Origin of the sequence: Halomonas sp. HG01 (assembly GCF_000968715.2) — a bacterium.
Taxonomy (GTDB): Bacteria; Pseudomonadota; Gammaproteobacteria; order Pseudomonadales; family Halomonadaceae; genus Halomonas; species Halomonas halophila.
Window position 1 is genome coordinate 845,575 of the sequence record NZ_CP022134.1, and the last position, 18,424, is coordinate 863,998.

General features: G+C 69.6%; 15 protein-coding genes. 6 read left to right on the forward strand and 9 right to left on the reverse strand.

The features are described from left to right. Positions 1-5 precede the first annotated feature (5 nt). Complete coding sequence (locus tag UN84_RS03870; protein ID WP_046077807.1) at positions 6-782, reverse strand: hypothetical protein; 777 nt, start codon at positions 780-782, stop codon at positions 6-8. Positions 783-887: 105 nt separating this feature from the next. Next, positions 888-3,746, reverse strand: coding sequence for an excinuclease ABC subunit UvrA (uvrA, locus tag UN84_RS03875; RefSeq protein ID WP_046077806.1), 2,859 nt, complete (start codon positions 3,744-3,746; stop codon positions 888-890). A 161-nt stretch (positions 3,747-3,907) separates the two neighbouring features. Between uvrA and UN84_RS03880 the strand changes: the two genes are divergently transcribed. The 5 genes from UN84_RS03880 (at position 3,908) to UN84_RS03900 (ending at position 9,787) form a co-directional block, all read left to right on the forward strand. Then, positions 3,908-5,281 (forward strand): MFS transporter, encoded by a 1,374-nt coding sequence (locus tag UN84_RS03880; protein ID WP_046077805.1) that lies wholly within the window; start codon positions 3,908-3,910, stop codon positions 5,279-5,281. A gap of 184 nt (positions 5,282-5,465) precedes the next feature. Next, complete coding sequence (ssb, locus tag UN84_RS03885) at positions 5,466-6,095, forward strand: single-stranded DNA-binding protein (protein WP_046077804.1); 630 nt, start codon at positions 5,466-5,468, stop codon at positions 6,093-6,095. A gap of 143 nt (positions 6,096-6,238) precedes the next feature. Beyond that, the gene (locus UN84_RS03890) at positions 6,239-7,807 is read left to right on the forward strand and encodes a phospholipase D family protein (RefSeq protein ID WP_202020709.1); all 1,569 of its coding nucleotides are present in this window, start codon (positions 6,239-6,241) and stop codon (positions 7,805-7,807) included. Positions 7,808-8,129: 322 nt separating this feature from the next. Then, positions 8,130-9,023 carry a sugar nucleotide-binding protein gene (locus tag UN84_RS03895; RefSeq protein WP_035596401.1) on the forward strand — a complete coding sequence of 298 codons (894 nt, stop codon included), beginning with the start codon at positions 8,130-8,132 and terminating at the stop codon, positions 9,021-9,023. Beyond that, on the forward strand, positions 9,020-9,787 hold the full coding sequence (locus tag UN84_RS03900) for a lysophospholipid acyltransferase family protein (protein WP_046077801.1): 768 nt from the start codon (positions 9,020-9,022) through the stop codon (positions 9,785-9,787). Before UN84_RS03895 ends, UN84_RS03900 begins: the two co-directional genes overlap by 4 nt. Before the next feature lie 131 nt (positions 9,788-9,918). Here UN84_RS03900 and fabB read toward each other — a convergent pair whose 3' ends face one another. Next, positions 9,919-11,133 (reverse strand): beta-ketoacyl-ACP synthase I, encoded by a 1,215-nt coding sequence (gene fabB / locus UN84_RS03905; RefSeq protein ID WP_046077800.1) that lies wholly within the window; start codon positions 11,131-11,133, stop codon positions 9,919-9,921. A 13-nt stretch (positions 11,134-11,146) separates the two neighbouring features. Next, a complete protein-coding gene (gene fabA, locus UN84_RS03910; protein ID WP_035596409.1) occupies positions 11,147-11,662 on the reverse strand; it encodes a 3-hydroxyacyl-[acyl-carrier-protein] dehydratase FabA in 516 nt (171 codons plus the stop codon). A 233-nt stretch (positions 11,663-11,895) separates the two neighbouring features. Between fabA and UN84_RS03915 the strand changes: the two genes are divergently transcribed. Further along, the gene (locus tag UN84_RS03915) at positions 11,896-13,761 is read left to right on the forward strand and encodes a putative bifunctional diguanylate cyclase/phosphodiesterase (protein ID WP_035596420.1); all 1,866 of its coding nucleotides are present in this window, start codon (positions 11,896-11,898) and stop codon (positions 13,759-13,761) included. Here UN84_RS03915 and UN84_RS03920 read toward each other — a convergent pair. The 5 genes from UN84_RS03920 to UN84_RS03940 are packed head-to-tail and all read right to left on the reverse strand — an operon-like array spanning position 13,714 to position 18,392. Further along, positions 13,714-14,250: a DUF2878 domain-containing protein gene (locus tag UN84_RS03920; protein ID WP_046077799.1), complete on the reverse strand. Its 537-nt coding sequence runs from the start codon at positions 14,248-14,250 to the stop codon at positions 13,714-13,716. The genes UN84_RS03915 and UN84_RS03920 overlap by 48 nt on opposite strands. Then, the gene (locus UN84_RS03925) at positions 14,247-15,512 is read right to left on the reverse strand and encodes an SAM-dependent methyltransferase (protein ID WP_052719242.1); all 1,266 of its coding nucleotides are present in this window, start codon (positions 15,510-15,512) and stop codon (positions 14,247-14,249) included. Before UN84_RS03925 ends, UN84_RS03920 begins: the two co-directional genes overlap by 4 nt. Then, a complete protein-coding gene (locus UN84_RS03930; protein WP_046077798.1) occupies positions 15,509-16,273 on the reverse strand; it encodes a DUF1365 domain-containing protein in 765 nt (254 codons plus the stop codon). The genes UN84_RS03925 and UN84_RS03930 overlap by 4 nt, the downstream gene beginning before the upstream one ends. Beyond that, positions 16,270-17,604, reverse strand: a complete 1,335-nt coding sequence (locus UN84_RS03935) for an NAD(P)/FAD-dependent oxidoreductase (protein WP_046077797.1) — start codon at positions 17,602-17,604, stop codon at positions 16,270-16,272. Before UN84_RS03935 ends, UN84_RS03930 begins: the two co-directional genes overlap by 4 nt. After that, positions 17,601-18,392: an SDR family NAD(P)-dependent oxidoreductase gene (locus UN84_RS03940; protein WP_046077796.1), complete on the reverse strand. Its 792-nt coding sequence runs from the start codon at positions 18,390-18,392 to the stop codon at positions 17,601-17,603. The genes UN84_RS03935 and UN84_RS03940 overlap by 4 nt, the downstream gene beginning before the upstream one ends. Between the last annotated feature and the right edge of the window lie 32 nt (positions 18,393-18,424).

An 18,424-nucleotide genomic window follows, 5' to 3' on the forward strand; every position in this document is an offset into this window, starting at 1 on the left:
GCGGATCAGAAGCGATAGCTGTAGGCCACCACCGGTCCCTCGTAGATGACTTCCTCGAGGAAGTCGCTGTCGTCGAGCCGCCACTTCATGTAGCGATAGCCTGCGGTCACGCTGCTGGCTCCCCAGGCGTACTCGGCGGCGGTGAAGGCCTGCAGGCTGATCTCGGTGCTGCCGGTACCGACGTCCACGATGAAGGGCGTGGACCAGCGGGGCGTGAAGCTGTAGTGCCCGCGCAGGCCGAAAGTAGCGTCGGTCAGGTTGTCCTCGGTATCGAAGCGCCGGGCCCCATCGTCGGTTTCCACGGTCAGGTCGGTATCGAAGCGCGTGTAGCGGATGCCGCCTGTGCCGTAGACGGACCAGTTGGCGTCGCGGTACCACTCATGGCCGACGAAGGCGTGAGCCATGGTCGTCCTGGTGGTGAAGTCCAGCGCCGCTTCGATGGCGTCCGGTCCGTCGGGTTCCTCGCTTTCCACCGGCACGTCGACGTCGCCGTCCTTGCCGATATCGGCGTAGAGGCCGTCGAAGCCGTAGAGCCAGGGGCCGCGGCGATGCACCAGGGTGCCCATCAGGCCGAACTCCAGGTTCTCCATCACCGTCTGGCGGCTGGTCTCGAGGCGCGTGCCGCCCTCCAGCGTCTGGTCGACGTCGGTGCCCCACAGGTAGAGCGAGGCCGTGGTCTCGTCGGCCTGGGCCTGAGGCGTCGCCAGCGCCAGGCATAGCACCGTGCCGCCCAGCATGCATGTGGTGGTCGAGGCGGGTATGCGGGAGGTGGCGAGAGGCATGGGCGGTCTCCAGAGGCGGAAGGGGACGAGGTTCGTCTCTGGAAAAGCTAGCAGATTCTGCCTCGTTCGCCGCCGATCGTTCCGACCGGCGGCGAACGGTGGGGATCAGGCGGGCGTGGTGTCTCGCGAGGTGGCCGCCGCCCGCTCCAGCAGCGGCTGGAGGAAGCGCCCGGTGTGGGAGATCTCCTGGCGTGCGACCTGTTCCGGGGTGCCCTCGGCGATGATGCGCCCGCCGCCGGAGCCGCCCTCGGGGCCGAGGTCGATCAGCCAGTCGGCGGTCTTGATCACGTCGAGGTTGTGCTCGATGACCACGATGGTGTTGCCGTGGTCACGCAGCCGGTGGAGCACCGTCAGCAGCTGGCGGATGTCCTCGAAGTGCAGGCCGGTGGTGGGCTCGTCGAGGATGTAGAGCGTCTTGCCGGTGTCACGCTTGGCCAGCTCCCGGGCCAGCTTGACGCGCTGGGCCTCGCCACCGGACAGCGTGGTGGCGCTCTGGCCCAGGCGGATGTAGGACAGGCCCACGTCCATCAGCGTCTGCAGGCGGCGGGCGATGGCCGGCACCGGGCTGAAGAACTCCAGCGCCTCCTCCACGGTCATCTCCAGCACCTCGTCGATGCTCTTGCCCTTGTACTGCACCTCGAGGGTCTCGCGGTTGTAGCGCTTGCCCTTGCACACGTCGCAGGGCACGTAGATGTCCGGCAGGAAGTGCATCTCCACCTTGATCATGCCCTCGCCCTGGCAGGCCTCGCAGCGCCCGCCCTTGACGTTGAACGAGAAGCGCCCGGGCTTGTAGCCGCGGGAGCGTGCCTCCTGGGTGCCGGCGAACAGCTCGCGGATCGGCGTGAAGATGCCGGTGTAGGTGGCCGGATTGGAGCGCGGCGTACGCCCGATCGGGCTCTGGTCGATATCGATCACCTTGTCCAGGTGCTCGAGGCCCTCGATGCGGTCGTGGGCCGCCGGGCTCAGCGCCGTGGCGCGATTCAGCTCGCGGGCGGCGATCGGCATCAGCGTCGTGTTGATCAGCGTCGACTTGCCGGAACCGGAGACCCCGGTCACGCACACGAACAGCCCCAGCGGCAGACTCAGGGTCACGTCCTGCAGGTTGTTGCCTCGGGCGCCGTGCAGGACCACCTGCTTCTCCGGGTTGCCGGGGATGCGCCAGGGCGGCACCTCGATGCGCCTCTCGCCGGACAGGTACTGGCCGGTCAGCGAGTCCGGCGTGGCCATGACCTGCTCCGGCGTGCCCTCGGCCACCACCCGGCCGCCGTGGACGCCGGCGCCGGGGCCGATGTCGAGCACGTGGTCGGCGGCGCGGATGGCGTCCTCGTCGTGCTCGACCACGATCACGGTGTTGCCCAGGTCGCGCAGGTGCTCGAGGGTATGGAGCAGGCGGTCGTTGTCGCGCTGGTGCAGGCCGATGGAGGGCTCGTCGAGGATATACATCACCCCGACCAGGCCGGCCCCGATCTGGCTGGCCAGGCGGATGCGCTGGGCCTCGCCGCCGGACAGGGTCTCGGCGCTACGCTCGAGGTTGAGGTAGTCGAGCCCGACGTTGACCAGGAACTCGAGGCGCGCGCGGATCTCGTTGAGGATCTTCTCGGCGATCTCGCCCTTGCGGCCCGGCAGCGTCAGGGCCTGGAAGTAGGACAGCCCCTCGCCGATCGGCAGGCGCACCACGTCGGGCAGGGTCCGGTCGTCGATGTAGACGTGGCGCGATTCCTTGCGCAGCCGCGAGCCGTGGCAGGTCGGGCAGGGCTGCACGGCGATGTGACGGGCCAGCTCCTCGCGCACCGAGCTGGATTCGGTCTCGCGATAGCGGCGCTGCATGTTGGGCAGCACGCCTTCGAAGGGGTGCTCGCGGGTGACCTTGCGGCCACGGTCGTTGACGTAGTGGAAGGCGATGTCGTCGCTGCCGCTGCCGTGCAGGATGACCTCGCGCTCGTGGCGGGCGAGGTCCTGCCAGGGCGTCTCCAGGGTGAAGCGGTAATGGTCCGCCACCGCCTGCAGCTGGTTGAAGTAGTAGACGCTGCGCCGGTCCCAGCCCTTGATCACGCCCTCGGCCAGCGACAGCTCGGGATGGCTGATCAGCTTGTCCGGATCGAAGTACTGCTGCACGCCCAGGCCGTCGCAGCTCGAGCAGGCGCCGGCCGGGTTGTTGAACGAGAACATGCGCGGCTCGAGCTCGGAGATCGAGTAGCCGCACACCGGGCAGGCGAAGCGCGACGAGAAGGCGATGTCGTCGCGCTCGCCTTCCATGAAGTGGATCAGCGCGGTGCCGTCGGCCAGCCCCAGGGCGGTCTCGAAGGACTCGGCCAGGCGCTGTTCCAGGCCCTCGCGGACCTTGATGCGGTCCACCACCACGCTGATGTCGTGTTTCTTGTTCTTGTCGAGCGGGGCGATGTCGTCGAGTTCGAGCACCTGGCCGTCGACCATGGCGCGCACGAAGCCCTGGGCGCGCAGTTCGGCCAGCAGCTGCAGGTGCTCGCCCTTGCGGCCGCTGACCACCGGGGCCAGCAGCATCAGCTTACTGCCTTCCGGCAGTGCCGTCACCTGGTCGACCATCTGCGAGATGGTCTGGGCCTCGAGGTCCTCGCCGTGCTCCGGGCAGCGGGGCGTGCCGGCGCGGGCGAACAGCAGGCGCAGGTAGTCGTAGATCTCGGTGATGGTGCCCACGGTGGAGCGCGGGTTGTGGGAGGTCGACTTCTGCTCGATGGAGATCGCCGGCGACAGGCCCTCGATGTGGTCGACATCGGGCTTCTCCATCATCGACAGGAACTGCCGGGCGTAGGTGGAGAGCGATTCCACGTAGCGCCGTTGGCCCTCGGCGTAGAGGGTGTCGAAGGCCAGCGACGACTTGCCGGAGCCCGACAACCCGGTGACCACGATCAGCTTGTCCCGGGGCAGCTCGACGTCGATCTGCTTGAGGTTGTGGGTACGGGCACCCCTGACCAGAATCCTGTCCATTCCTACCTCGCGGGCCGCGGCAAAAGATCGATTATACGGGCCCGGCCCGGAGCGCGGCAAAGTCGCCGGGGGGAGGCGGCGTTTCGTGTACCGAGGCGACGCGGTAGAATACGCGGTCCATCCGGGCCCCGCGCCCTCCCTCTGGAAGTACTGGAATCGCTATGTCCAAGGCCAGCTTGCTGTTAGCCGCCGAGCGGCGGGCCATCGTCGGCCTGGCCGGGCTCTATGCCACGCGCATGCTCGGCCTGTTCATGGTGCTGCCCGTCCTGGCCCTGAAGGCCGAGGAACTGATCGGCGCCACGCCGCTGCTGGTCGGCTTCGCGCTCGGCATCTATGGCCTTACCCAGGCGGTACTGCAGATCCCTTTCGGCGTGCTGTCAGACCGCATCGGCCGCAAGCCGGTGATCGCCGGCGGGCTGCTGCTGTTCCTGATCGGCAGCGTGGTGGCGGCCCAGGCCGACGACATCGCCGGGGTCATACTCGGGCGCTGTCTGCAGGGCAGCGGCGCCGTGGCCGCCGCCATCATGGCGCTGCTGGCGGACCAGACCCGCGAGCAGGTGCGCACCGCGGCCATGGCCACCATCGGCCTGTCGATCGGCGTGGCCTTCGGCGTGGCCATGGTGCTGGGGCCGCTGGTCTCGGCACACTTCGGCCTGTCCGGTGTGTTCTGGTTCACCGCCGCCCTGGCGGTGCTGGGGCTCGGCGTGCTGTGGAAGCTGGTGCCCCGGGCGCCGCAGCGCCGCGGCCATCATGACGTGGGCCTGGACCGCCGCCAGCTGAAGGGCCTCGTCGGCCGCCTCGACCTGTGGCGGCTCAACGCCTCCATCTTCGGCCTGCACCTGGTGCTGATGGCGATCTTCGTCGCCGTGCCGTTCCGGTTGATCGAGGCCGGCATCGCCGAGCCGCAGCACGGCCTGGTGTATCTCGGCGTGATGGGGCTGTCCTTCGTGGCCATGGTGCCGCTGGTCATCGTCGCCGAGAAGCGGCGCAAGATGAAGCTGATGTGCCTCGGGGCGATCGCCGCCATCGTCGCCAGCCTGCTGGGGCTGGGCCTCGAGGGGCACGGCCTGGCGCCGCTGCTGGGTTGGCTGTTCGCCTTCTTCACGGCGTTCAATCTGCTCGAGGCGACGCTGCCGTCGATGATCAGCAAGCTGGCGCCGGCCGGCGCCAAGGGCACCGCCATGGGGCTGTATTCCACCAGCCAGTTCCTCGGGGCCTTCCTTGGCGGCGTGCTGGGCGGCTTCCTGTCGCAGCACTTCGGCCTGACGGCGGTGTTCCTCGGCGTGGCCGTGATCGGCCTGGCCTGGTTCGTGTTCATGCTCGGCATGACCCCGCCGCGCCACCTGTCCAGCGAGGTGGTGGCGCTGGCCGAAGAGCAGCAGGACGATGCCCTCGATGCCCTGATGGCGCGCTTCGCCGCGGTCGCCGGGGTCGAGGACGTGCTGGTGGTGCCCGAGGAGCGCCTGGCCTATCTCAAGGTCGACCGCGAGCGGCTGGACACCGAGGCCCTGTCGCGGCTGACCGGGTCACGTTGACCGGGTCACGCTGACCCGCCGGCGGCGTCGCGGCGGGAAGTCGCGTATAGTATCGGGATCGGACTTTCACGTGCCGGGTGTGGCCCGCGCGTCAATCTACATGCATTCGAGCGTTCCGGAAGGCCGGGGCCTTCGCCCGGGGTCGTCCGGCGCCCCGTCTTCCGACAGAATCAAGGAGTCAACCATGGCCCGTGGCGTCAACAAGGTCATTCTCATCGGCAACCTCGGACAAGATCCCGAGGTGCGCTTCACCCCGTCCGGCACCGCCGTGGCCAACCTCAACCTCGCCACCACCGATACCTGGATGGATCGCCAGAGCGGCCAGCGTCAGGAACGCACCGAGTGGCACCGGGTGGTGATGTTCAACAAGACCGCCGAGATCGCCCAGCAGTACCTGCGCAAGGGCAGCAAGGTCTACGTCGAGGGCCGCCTGCAGACGCGCAAGTGGCAGGACCAGAACGGCCAGGACAAGTACTCCACCGAGATCGTCGCCAACGACATGCAGATGCTCGATTCGCGTGGCGGCGAGATGGGCGGCGGCCAGCCCCGTCAGCAGGGCGGCAACTACGGCCAGCCCCAGGGCGGTCAGCAGCAGGGCGGTGGCTTCGGCGGCCCGCAGCAGGGTGGCAACTACGGTCAGCCTCAGGGCGGTCAGCCCCAGCAGGGCGGCGGCTTCGGCGGGCAGCAGCAGGGCGGTCAGCGTCCCGCTCCTCAGCCGGCGCCCAACCAGGGCGGCGGTCAGCAGCAGGGCGGCAACTTCGGCGCCCCGGATCCGGGCAGCTTCGACGACTTCGACGACGAGATCCCGTTCTAAGGACGCGCCTCGACGCTGCTTCACGACGCCCTGCCTCGGCAGGGCGTCGTCGTTTCTGCGTTGGAGCTGCGCGTTGACGCAGGGCATTCCGCCTCCGTCGATACCCGCTATGGTGGGAAGAGGTGACGACAGGAGTCCTTCCCATGACACGATCTTTCCCGGGACGTCGAAGCCGGTCCGGTCTCTGGCTGGCCATGGCGATGCTGCTGTGGCTGGCGGGCTGCAGCCCGCTGCCGCCCCTCGAGGGGCGAAGCGAGACGCAGCAGCTGCCGGTGGCGCAGGCCCGAGACACCTCGCTGGGCGAGATGGTGTCGCCGCTGGTGGCGCAGCATGACGATACCAACGGCTTCCACGCCCTGCGCAACGCCCGTGATGCCTTCGCCGCCCGGCTGTTGCTGGCGCGCTCGGCGGAGCAGACCCTCGACGTGCAGTACTACATCTGGCACGACGACATCACCGGCTCGCTACTGCATCGGGCCCTGCTCGATGCGGCCGATCGCGGCGTACGGGTGCGCATGCTGCTGGATGACACCAACACCGCCGGGCTGGACGACACGCTGGCCGCGCTCGACGCGCATGCCAACATCGAGGTCCGGCTGTTCAACCCCTTCGTGATTCGTTCGCCGCGTTTCGTGGGCTATATCACCGACTTCTCCCGTGCCAACCGGCGCATGCACAACAAGTCCTTCACCGTGGACAACCAGGCCACCATCATCGGCGGTCGCAACATCGGCGACGAGTACTTCGGCGCGGCGACGGACGTGGCCTTCTCCGACCTGGACGTGCTCGCCATCGGTCCGGTGGTGCAGGACGTCTCGGGGGACTTCGACCGTTACTGGGCCAGCCGCTCCGCCTATCCGGTCAGTCGCCTCATCGACTCGGTGGGGCGCGAGGGCACTGCGCGGCTGGAGGACGAGCTCGATGCGCTGCTGGCGGAGCCCGAGGCCCAGGACTACCTGGCGGCCCTGGAGGAGGAGCCGCTGATCCTGCGCCTGCGGGAGCGGCGGCTCCCCCTGGTCTGGGCCGAGGCGACGATGGTCAGCGACGATCCGGCCAAGGGGCTGGGCGAGGCCGGGGCCGACGAGCTGCTGATCGGGCGCATCCGAGGCCTGCTGGGGCCGCCGGAGGACGAGGTCTACCTGGTCTCGCCCTACTTCGTGCCCGAGGACCGCGGGACCGGACTGTTCACCGGCCTGGAGGCGAGCGGCGTCGATGTCACCATCCTCACCAACGCCCTGGAGGCCACCGACGTGGGCGCAGTGCACGCCGGCTATGCCAAGCATCGGCGCGAGCTGCTGGAGGCCGGGGTACGGCTGTTCGAACTCAAACGCCAGCCCGGGGCCCCGGGGCGCAGCCAGGCGGCGGGGCCCTTCGGCAGCAAGGGCGCGAGCCTGCACGCCAAGACCTTCGCGGTGGACGAGGAGCGGCTGTTCGTCGGCTCCTTCAACTTCGACCCGCGCTCCGCGGACCTGAATACCGAGCTCGGCTTCGTCATCGAGAGCCCCGAGCTCGCTCGCGAGATGACGGCGTTCTTCCGCGACGACATCCCCGCCAATGCCTACGAGGTGCGTCTCGACGAGGGCGGCGACCTGGTGTGGCTGGAACGCACCGACGCGGGCATGATCCGTCACGACAGCGAGCCCAACGTCGGGGCGTTGCGGCGGGCCTGGGTGCGGTTCATCTCGGTGCTGCCGATCGACTGGCTGCTGTGAGGGGCGGCGCCGCGACGGCCGGTTTCCGTTTGCGGCGCAACCTGGCCGCGGTCCTCGGACGGGGCCATTCGAATCTTCCAGGGGAGCCGGCCGCATAAGGGCATGCCCGGCAACGCGACTCGGCTGTCGCCTCGGCGACGATCTTCCGCTGGCGACACGGCCGCGGCTGCCATGACGGCGGGCGGTAATGGTATAGTGGCGCGATGGCCGACGCGAGGGGCGTCCTGTTTCAGGATGCCCCTCGCGTCGTGGTTCCCAAGATTGTCGCCGTCTGGTGAGTCGTGGTCGCTGCGATCCCGACGCCCAGCCCCTAGGAGTCATCGTGAAGCTGCTGATCCTGGACGCCGGACACTGTCTGAGCCTCGCCATGGCACGCGAGGCCAATCGCCGCACCGACGTGGAGCTGGTCATTGAGCCCGGCCTGTCGCTGTCGGCGGAGCGGCTCGACGCGCTGCGCCCCGATGCGCTGCTGATCCCGCCGCTGTCGCGGCCGATCACCGATGCGCCGGCCGCCGTGACCGCCCACGCCGAAGCGGTGGAGGCCTGCCTGACGGCCTGTCGCGAGCGCGAGGTGCCGATGGTCTGGTGCGTGTCCGACCAGCTCTACGAGGACGGGCTCGAGGAGCCCATCGACGAGCATGTCGTGCCCGCCCCCCGCGACGAAGGGCTGCGGCGCCTGGTCGCCACCGGCGAGCGCATCCGCGCCGAGCTGCCGCGTCACCTGATCGTGCGCCTGGGGCCGCTGTTCGCCCTGGAAGGCACCCACGCCTGGCTGGGCGAGCTGCTCGACACCCTGGTCGGCGGCAACGAGCTGCGCGCCGAGGACGACGTCATCTTCTGCCCGACCTCCGCCGACTCGGTGGCCATGGCGCTGATCGGCATGCTCCAGCAGCAGGGCTGCGGCGCCGATGCCTGGGGCAGCTATCATCTGGCCGGCACCGAGCCGGTCAGCGCCTACACCTTCGTGTCGATGGTGCGTACCCAGCTGGCCACGCGCCTCGAGGGGCGCGGTGAGACCCTCGCCCTGGGGGGCGTCAAGGCGCTCAGCCACCACCACGATCAGCCGCTGCGCCGGGTGCTGAACTGCCGGCGAGTCCTCGATGTCTTCGGTGTCCACCAGAAGCCCTGGCGGCTCGAGGTGGGGCGCATGCTCGATGTCTGGTGCCTGGCGCGCGGCGACGATGCCCGACCCGTCGAGGAGACCCGCGAGACATGAGCGTGATCCGCAGCATCATCTTCTATATCGGTTACCTGATGGCCATGCTGGTCTGCGGCGTGCTGTTCCTGCCGCCGGCGCCGCTGCTGCCGCTGCGCTCGCGCTATCGCCTGCTCAACCTCTACAACCACTTCATCATCGCCTGGTTCCGGATCGCCTGCGGGGTTCGCTACGAGATCCGCGGCCGCGAGCGGCTGCCCGACGGCCCCTGCGTGCTGCTGTCCAATCATCAGTGCGAATGGGAGACCGTCTACCTGCAGCTGCTCAAGCCGCCGGTGTGCACGGTGCTCAAGAAGGAGCTGCTCAACATCCCGATCTTCGGCTGGGGGCTCCGGCTGCTGCATCCCATCGCCCTGGACCGCTCCAAGCCGGCCCGGGCCATGAAGCAGGTGCTGACCCAGGGCAAGACCCGGCTCGAGGAAGGGCTCTCGGTGCTGATCTTTCCCGAGGGCACCCGGGTCGAGCCGGGCCAGCGCCGCCGCTACAACAAGAGCGGAGCGGTGATCGCCTGCCGCGCCGGCAAGCCGGTGGTGCCGGTGGCGCACAATGCCGGCGAGCGCTGGCCGGGCCGCCACTGGGTCAAGCACCCGGGGCGACTGACGCTGGTGGTGGGCGAGCCGATCGAGACCGTCGGCCGCAGACCGGAAGAGGTGCTGGCCGAGACCGAGGCCTGGATCGAGGCGCAGCTGGCGGAGATCTCCGAGGTGCCTCGGCCCCGCGACGACAGCGCCGAGGCCGGCGCCCGGGAGACGGCGGCGAGCTGAGCCCGTTCGTTGCCGGCGCGATCGCCCGGCGAGGCGGCGAGTCGACAGGCATGAGGCAAAAAAGAGAGGCGCCCCGCGGGGCGCCTCTCTTCATTTCAGTCGTGCCTTCGTCGCGGGCAGGGATGGCCCCGTCAGCCGCGATACTTCTCCAGCACCAGGCAGGCGTTGGTGCCGCCGAAGCCGAAGCTGTTGGACAGCACGCGCTCGACCTTGGCCTCGCGGCGCTCGGTGACGATGTCGAAGCCGTCGGCCTGCTCGTCGAGGTCCTCGACGTTGGCGGAGGCGGCGATGAAGTCGTTCTCCATCATCAGCAGCGAGTAGATCGCTTCCTGCACGCCGGTGGCGCCCAGCGAGTGGCCGGTCAGCGACTTGGTCGAGCTCATTGCCGGCGTGGAATCGCCGAACACCTCGCGCACCGCTTTCAGCTCGGCGACGTCGCCGACCGGCGTGGAGGTGCCGTGAGTATTGATGTAGTCGATGTCGCCGTCGACGGTGGCCATGGCCTGGCGCATGCAGCGCACCGCGCCCTCGCCGGACGGGGCGACCATGTCGTGGCCGTCGGAGGTGGCGCCGTAGCCGACCAGCTCGGCGTATATCTTGGCGCCGCGGGCCTTGGCGTGTTCCAGCTCCTCGAGCACCAGCATGCCGCCGCCGCCGGCGATGACGAAGCCATCGCGGGCCTGGTCATAGGGTCGGGAGGCCTTGTCCGGCGTCTCGTTGTAGTGGGTCGAGAGCGCGCCCATGGCGTCGAACAGGCAGGACAGCGTCCAGTGTTCCTCCTCGCCGCCGCCGGCGAAGACCACGTCCTGCTTGCCCAGCTGGATCTGCTCCATGGCGCTGCCGATGCAGTGCGCCGAGGTGGCGCAGGCGGAGGAGATGGAGTAGTTCACGCCCTTGATCTTGAATGGCGTCGCCAGGCAGGCCGACACGGTGCTGCCCATGGTGCGGGTGACCCGATACGGGCCCACGCGGCGCAGGCCCTTCTGGCGCATGACGTCGGCGGCCTCGACCTGGTTGGCGCTGGAGGCGCCGCCGGAGCCGGCGATCAGGCCGGTGCGCTCGTTGGAGACCTGCTCCGGAGAGAGGCCGGAATCCTCGACCGCCTGGGCCATGCTCACATAGGCATAGGCCGCGGCGTCGCCCATGAAGCGGCGCAGCTTGCGATCGACCAGGGCGTCGAGATCGATATCGACGACGCCGGCGACCTGGCTGCGGAAGCCGAGCTCGGCGTATTCATCCTTGAAGCGAATGCCTGAGCGCCCGGTGCGCAGGGCGTCGAGAACCTGTGTTGCGTCGTTGCCCAGGCAGGACACGATGCCCAGGCCGGTGACTACCACTCGTCGCATGGGAGCCTCCTGATCAGAAATTCGCGGTGGAGGTGAACAGGCCGACCCGCAGGTCGTTGGCCTGATAGATGTCGCGGCCGTCGACGGACACGGTGCCGTCGGCGATGCCCAGAATCAGGCGCCGGGTGATGATGCGCTTGATGTTGATGCGGTAGGTCACCTTCTCGGCATCCGGCAGGATCTGGCCGCTGAACTTGACCTCGCCGCAGCCCAGGGCGCGCCCGCGGCCCGGGTGACCCAGCCAGCCCAGATAGAAGCCGACCAGCTGCCACATGGCATCGAGGCCCAGGCAGCCCGGCATCACCGGATCGCCGGGGAAGTGGCAGTCGAAGAACCACAGGTCCGGGTGGATATCCAGCTCGGCGATCAGTTCGCCCTTGCCGTGTTCGCCACCCTCTTCATGGATGTGCGCGATGCGGTCGAGCATCAGCATGTTGGGTGCCGGCAGTTGGGCGTTGCCGGGGCCGAACAGCTCGCCACGGCTGCATGCCAGCAGTGCTTCGCGATCAAAGGAATGTTGCTTGGTCACTGAATCGTTCCGAGTGTCGAGATGGTGGTATGCCGTATCGAAACGGCATGGGCCGCCCTGGCGGCCCCGCCTAGTCTACTGTTCGTGTCCCGCGAATGCACGCCGGCCAGGGGGCCGGGGGGATTTCGTCGTCGTCCAGGGTACAGTTATGTTCGCGTCGGCCGATAGGGGAAGGTTAGCGCTCTCCCGAAAGGGCAGAGTCTCATTCATGTCGACGAGTCGAGGCCGAAGCCATGTGGCCCGTACTTTCCCTCAATCGCCCGCTGCTGTGGGTCGCCCTGGCCGCGGTGTCGGCCGGCGTCTGGCTGCCCGATGCGGGGCTCCGCGTCGCCGCCGTGCTGATCGCCGCCACCGGGCTGTGGGATGCCTGGCGCCAGGTGCGGCTGGAACGCCTGCGTTCGCGGCTGGGCCAGGAAGCGCTGACCATGACCGAGGAAGGCGTGATCGTCACCGATGCCGACTATCGCATCCTGGTGGTCAATCCCGCCTTCACCCAGATCACCGGCTACGACCCGGCAGAGGTCAAGGGGCTGAACGTCGCCTCCCTGGCGGCGCCGCGGCACGATGCGGCCTTCTTCGAGCGCTACTGGCAGACGCTGCACAGCACCGGCCGCTGGGAAGGCGAGATCTGGAACCGCCGCAAGCAGGGCGACGAATATCCCGAGTGGCTCAAGGTCCGCGCCGTCAGCGACGATCGGGGACGGGTGCGCCACTACGTGTGCCTGTTCTCGGACATCTCGCTGCGCAAGGCCCGCGAGCGCGACCTGCGCCGCATCGGCTTCGAGGACCCCCTGACCGGACTGCCCAACCGGCGCCGCCTGCATGACCTGCTGACCTCGCGGCTGCGTCATCTCCAGGCCGGCGAGAGCCTGGACATGGCGATGATCGACATCGATGGCTTCAAGGAAGTCAACGATGGCCTGGGCGTCGAGATCGGCGACCGCCTGCTGGCCCGGGTCGGTGAGCGGCTGGCGCGACAGGTGGCCGGCGGCGTGGTGGGCCGGCTCGGCGGCGACGAGTTCATGGTCATCCGCACCACCACCTTCGACGACCACGAGCAGTGGGTGGCCGGCCTGCAGTCGCACCTGGGCGAGCCCTTCGAGCTGGATGGCAACACCCTGCGCCTGGGGCTGACGCTGGGCAGCTGCCGTGCGCCGGAGGACGGTCGCGACGCGAGCGTGCTCTTCCAGCGCCTGGAGTCCGCGCTCTATGCCGCCAAGCGCCACGGCCGCAATCATTGCCTGCGCTTCCGCCCCTCGCTGGACGTGCAGGAGGGGCCGAAGCTGGCGCTGGTCAACGAGCTGCGCAATGCCCTGGCCACCGGCGGCCAGCTGGAGCTGCACTATCAGCCCCAGTATCGGCTGATCGACGACGGCCTGGCCGGGCTCGAGGCGCTGCTGCGCTGGCGCCATCCCCGCGACGGCATGATCTCGCCGGGCGAGTTCATTCCCCTGGCCGAGCGCCATGGCCTGATGGCACTGCTGGGCAACTGGGTGATCGACCACGCCCTGGCACAGATTGCCCACTGGCGTCGTCAGGGGATGCCCGAGGTGCCGGTGTGGATCAACATCTCGGCCATGCAGCTGTTCCAGGGCGACCTGGAGTCCGCGCTGGCCGCCGGCCTGTCGCGTCACAAGGTACCGGCGCGGCTGCTGGGGCTGGAGCTCACCGAATCGGTACTGCTCGACGAGCGCGCCGGCGACGTGGCACCGCGGCTGGAGGCCCTGCGCGACCGCGGCCACCCGGTGGCCATCGACGACTTCGGCACCGGCTACTCGTCGCTCGGCTACCTCAAGCATCTGCCGCTGGACAAGCTCAAGCTCGACCGGGCCTTCATACGGGCCCTGCCGGACGACCGCGCCGATGCCGCCATCGTCGGTGCGGTGCTGGCCATGGCCCGGGGGCTTTCGCTGGAAGTCGTGGCCGAAGGCGTGGAGACCCGCGCCCAGCGGGACTTCCTGCGCTCGGTGGGCTGCGAGCTGGTCCAGGGCTTCCTCTACGATCGCCCGCTGACCGTTCAGGCCCTGGACGCCCGCTGGCGCACGCAGGCCTCAGCCGGCACGAGCGAGGCCGCCGGGCCGGCCGAGTCGATGGCATAGCCACAGGCACAGCATGGCCCAGCACAGCGCCTCGGCGGCCAGCAGCCAGGGAGCGAGGGTGACACCGGCGAGTTCGGCGCCGGCATAGTAGGACAGCGGCCCGCTGGTGGCGCCGCCGGCCGCCGCCAGCCAGGGATGCCGCCACAGCCAGGCCAGGGAATGGTGCAGCAGGGTGGCGAACAGCGGCCACAGCAGCCATAGCCATAGCGGTAACGGCCCTGTCCAGGCCGGTAGCGGGCCGATCAGGAAGGTCTCCGGCGGGAAGCGAAAGCCGCCGGCCATCGCCAGGCCGCCGTCGATGACGAGCCCCAGCCCCGCGAAGCCTGCCAGCCAGCGCCATTCCCCCGGCCGCGCCTGCCAGCGCAGGTGCGCCGCGATCACCCCGCCCGCCACGATGCCCCCCACGAGGCTGCCGCCCAGCACGCAGGCCAGCCAGCCCAGCTGGAAGCCGGCCAGGTTGGCCAGCGCCCGCCAAAGCCCGGGTGTCATGCCGCCCCCGTCAGCGGCGCCGGCCGCGCGCCCGGCTTGGCCAGCAGCAGCTGGCTGGTGCCGATGGTGCGCTCCAGGAAGCCGCCCTCGCAGTAGCACAGGTAGTAGCGCCACATACGGATGAAGCGCTCGTCGTAGCCCAGCCGGCGCACGGTCTCCAGGTTGGCCTCGAAGCGATGGCGCCACTCGCGCAGGGTGCGCGCATAGTGCTGGCCGATCTCCTCCAGGCCCACCAGGTTCAGCGAGGTGTGACGGGTCAGACCGTCGAGAATGATGCTCTGGGAGGGCAGGAAGCCGCCGGGGAAGATGTAGCGCTTGATGAAGTCCATCTCGCGCTTGGCGGCCTCGTAGCGCTGATCGCGAATGGTGATGGCCTGCAGCATGGCCATGCCGTCGTCGGTCAGCAGCCGGTCCAGGGTGGTCAGGTAGGTTTCCAGGTACTGGTGGCCGACCGCCTCGATCATTTCCACCGAGATCAGCCGGTCGAAGCGGCCCTCCAGCTCGCGGTAGTCGCGCTTGAGCAGGGTGACGCGGTCCTCCAGCCCTTCCTCGGCCAGCCGCCGGGCAGTGTGGGCGTACTGCTCGTCGGAGATGGTGGTGGTGGTGACCCGGCAACCGCGGGTGCGGGCGGCGTGGATGGCGAGCCCGCCCCAGCCGGTGCCGATCTCCAGCAGGTGGTGATGCGGGCGCACGTCGAGGCGCTCGAGCATCAGGTCGAGCTTGTGGGTCGAGGCCTCCTCGAGGCTGGCGCCCGTGCGGGGGAAGACGGCGCTGGAGTACATCCAGTGGCGGCGGTCGAGGAAGGTCGCGAACAGGTCATTGCCGATGTCGTAGTGGGCGGCGATGTTGCGCCGCGAGCCGCTCAGGCTGTTGCGCTGCAGCCGGTAGAGGGCGCCGAGCAGCCAGCGACCGGCGCCGGCCAGTCCGCCCTCCATCTCGCCGTTGACCCGTTCCAGGTTGGCAGCGAACAGCCGTACCAGCGCCACCGGGTCGTCGGCGTCCCAGTCGCCGTCCATGTAGGCCTCGCCGGCGCCCACGGTGCCGCCTAGCGCCATGCGTCGCCAGGCCCGCGAGTCGCGCACCACCAGGGTTACCGAGAGCGGGCCGCCGCGGCCCAGGCGGTGGCGCTGATGGCCCTCGATCAGGGTGATCTCGCCGCCTTCCAGCCGATCCAGCTGGGGCAGCAGGCGAGCCTTGAGCCAGCGCGTCAGGCGATCGCCCTGGGCCGGCAGTGGACGGGCGTTGGCGGTGCGTGTATTCACGGCGAACTCTCCTGATGGCGGGGATGGTCGTGGACGGGGACGCGCTTGAGCCACAGGCGCAGGGCCTCGAAGTGGATGCCGGCGACGGTCTTCAACGCCATCGCCGGGTGACGGGCCAGGGTGGCCAGCAGCACGCGACGGGTCGCCGGGCGGGCTTCCAGGCACAGGCTGGCGTCGAAGTGGCGCTCGTCGCCGCGCCAGGTCTCCATGTTCAGGTTCAGGCGTTCGCCGGGGCTGTCGAAGCGCCAGCGGTAGCGCATGTCCATGGGGTTGAACGGCGAGACGTGCATGGCCTTGTCGAACTCGGCGCGATGGCCGTGGCGCCGCGGCTCGACCCGGCAGGCGTAGGTGGTGCGCTCGCCCCAGGGCGTGTTGCTGACCTCGCCGAGCAGGGCCCGCAGCTCGCCGCGGGCGTCGTAGGCGTAGTACAGCGACACCGGATTGAAGCCCACGCCGAGGGTGCGCAGCTGGGTGAGCAGGCAGATGCGGCCGTCCGGGGCGTCGCCCAGCAGCCGCGTCAGCTCGGCGCGCACGGCGTCCTTGAGCGGCCGGTCGTGGGGCGCCAGGTAGTCCTCGCGGCGGAAGCGCGCCAGGGCCGGTCGCCGGGCGCTGAAGCCGGGCACGCCGTCGAACAGCTCCGGCAGCTCGTCGAGGTCGAGCCAGGCCATCCACAGCCGGTAGCGGAAGGCGTGGGCACGGGGCATGAAGCGACGATGACGCAGCCAGCCGCGATAGATGCGCGAGCGCGGGGTGGAGATCATGCCGGCACCTCCGTGGCCGCCCGGGCACCGGCCGGCGCGTCGGGATCGCAGCCCAGCGCCCGGGCCACCCGCAGCGCGCTCCACACGCCGTCCTCGTGGAAGCCGTTGCGCCAGTAGGCGCCGCAGAAGTGGGTGCGCCGGCCCGGCCCCGAGATCTCGGCGTGGCGGGCCTGGGCGTTCATGCCGGCGAGGCTGAACTGCGGATGGGCGTAGGTGTAGCGCCCGAGCACCTTGGCCGGGTCGATGCTGTCGCCGTCGTTGAGGGTCACGCAGAAGGTGTGCGGCGCCTCGAGGCGCTGCAGGATGTTCATGTCGTAGGTCACCGAGACCCGGGCATCGTCGCCGCGGCCGTCGAGCCGGTAGTTCCAGCTCGCCCAGGCGCGCTTGCGGCGCGGCAGCAGTCGGGTGTCGGTGTGCAGCACCACCTCGTTGTCGTGGTAGGGCAGGGCACCGAGGATCTCGCGCTCGGCGGGGCTGGCGTCGTCGAGCATGGCCAGCGCCTGGTCGGCGTGGCAGGCCAGCACCACCTGGTCGAAGTGTTCCTCGCCGGCGTCGCTGCGCACCCGTACCCCGTCGGTCTCGCGATGCACGCCACGCACCGGCGTGGCCAGCCGGAGGCGTTCGGTGTAGGGCGCGGTCAACGCCGGTATATAGGCCCGCGAGCCGCCGACCAGGGTGTACCACTGAGGCCGTTCGTTGACCGACAGCAGGCCGTGATGATGGAAGAAGCGCACGAAGAAGCGGGCCGGGAAGGCGCGTAGCTGGCCGATGCTGGCCGACCAGATCGCCGCGCCCATGGGCAGCAGATAGTGGCGCTGGAACCCCTCGCCGTAGCCGCCGGCTTCCAGGTAGTCGCCCAGGGTCAGGTCCGCCGGCAGCCGGTCATCGACCATCGCCTGGGTGGCCTCGCGGTTGAAGCGCAGGATGTCGCGCAGCAGCCCGTGGAAGCTCGGCCTCAGCAGGTTCGACCATTGCGCGAACAGCCGCGGCAGGCTGTGGCCGTTGTACTCGAAGTCGCGGGCGGTCTCGTGCACCGAGAAGCTCATCTCGGTGGCCTGGCTCTCCACCCCGAGGGTCGCCAGCAGGCGCCGGAAGTGGGGATAGGTCCAGTCGTTGAAGACGATGAAGCCGGTGTCGATGGCGTAGTGACGGCCCTCGAGCTCGACGTCCATGGTGGCGGTGTGGCCGCCGAGGCGGGTGTCGGCCTCGAACAGGGTGACCTCGTGGTGCCGGGACAGGTACCAGCCGGCGGCCATGCCGGCGATGCCGCTGCCGATCACCGCGATGCGCTGGCGGCCCAGGGGAGAAGCGGGAGTGGCGAGCGACGTCATGACGAAGCCTCCGTGTCGGCGCCGCGGGCCAGGCGCCGCCCGAGGCGGAAGCGCAGCCCCGGCGGCAGGATGCCCAGCAGCTTGAGCGGCAGGGTGAAGCGGCGTGGGAAGTGGATGTCCAGGCGATGGGCCTCCAGGCCCTTGAGGATCGCCTCGGCGGCCTGGTCGACGCTGACCCGCATCGGCATCGGGAAGTCGTTGCGATCGGTCAGCGGCGTCTTCACGAAGCCGGGATGAATCAGGCTGACGTCGATCTCTTCGCCAGCCAGGTCGAGGCGCAGCGATTCCAGGAAGTGGCTGAGGGCGGCCTTGGAGGCGCCGTAGGCCTCGGCGCGTGGCAGCGGCAGATAGGCCGAGGCGCTGGAGGTGGCGGCCAGCAGCGGCCGGCCTCCCTGGGGCCTGGCCTGACGCAGCAGCGGCAGCGCGGCCTCCACGCCGTGCAGGGCGCCGAAGAAGTTGGTGGCGAAGACCCGCTCGATCAGGGCGGCGTCGAAGGTGCCGGCCTCGAGGTATTCGCAGGTGCCGGCGTTGAGGATCGCCAGGTCGAGGCGGCCGAAGCGCGCGGCGATGCGATCGCCGGCGGCCAGCACGGCGTCGCGGTCGCTGACGTCCAGCGGCAGCAGCAGGGCGTTGTCGCGGTCGCCGGCCAGTTCCTGCAAGGCGTCTGGGCGGCGGGCGCTGAGCGCGACCCGATGCCCCTGGTCGAGCAGGCGCACGGCCAAGGCGCGGCCGATGCCGGACGTGGCGCCGGTCAGCCAGATGCAGCGGGTCGTATGGGATGCCGTCATGTCGTCTCCTCGCGTATGGCGACGCCTGTGTT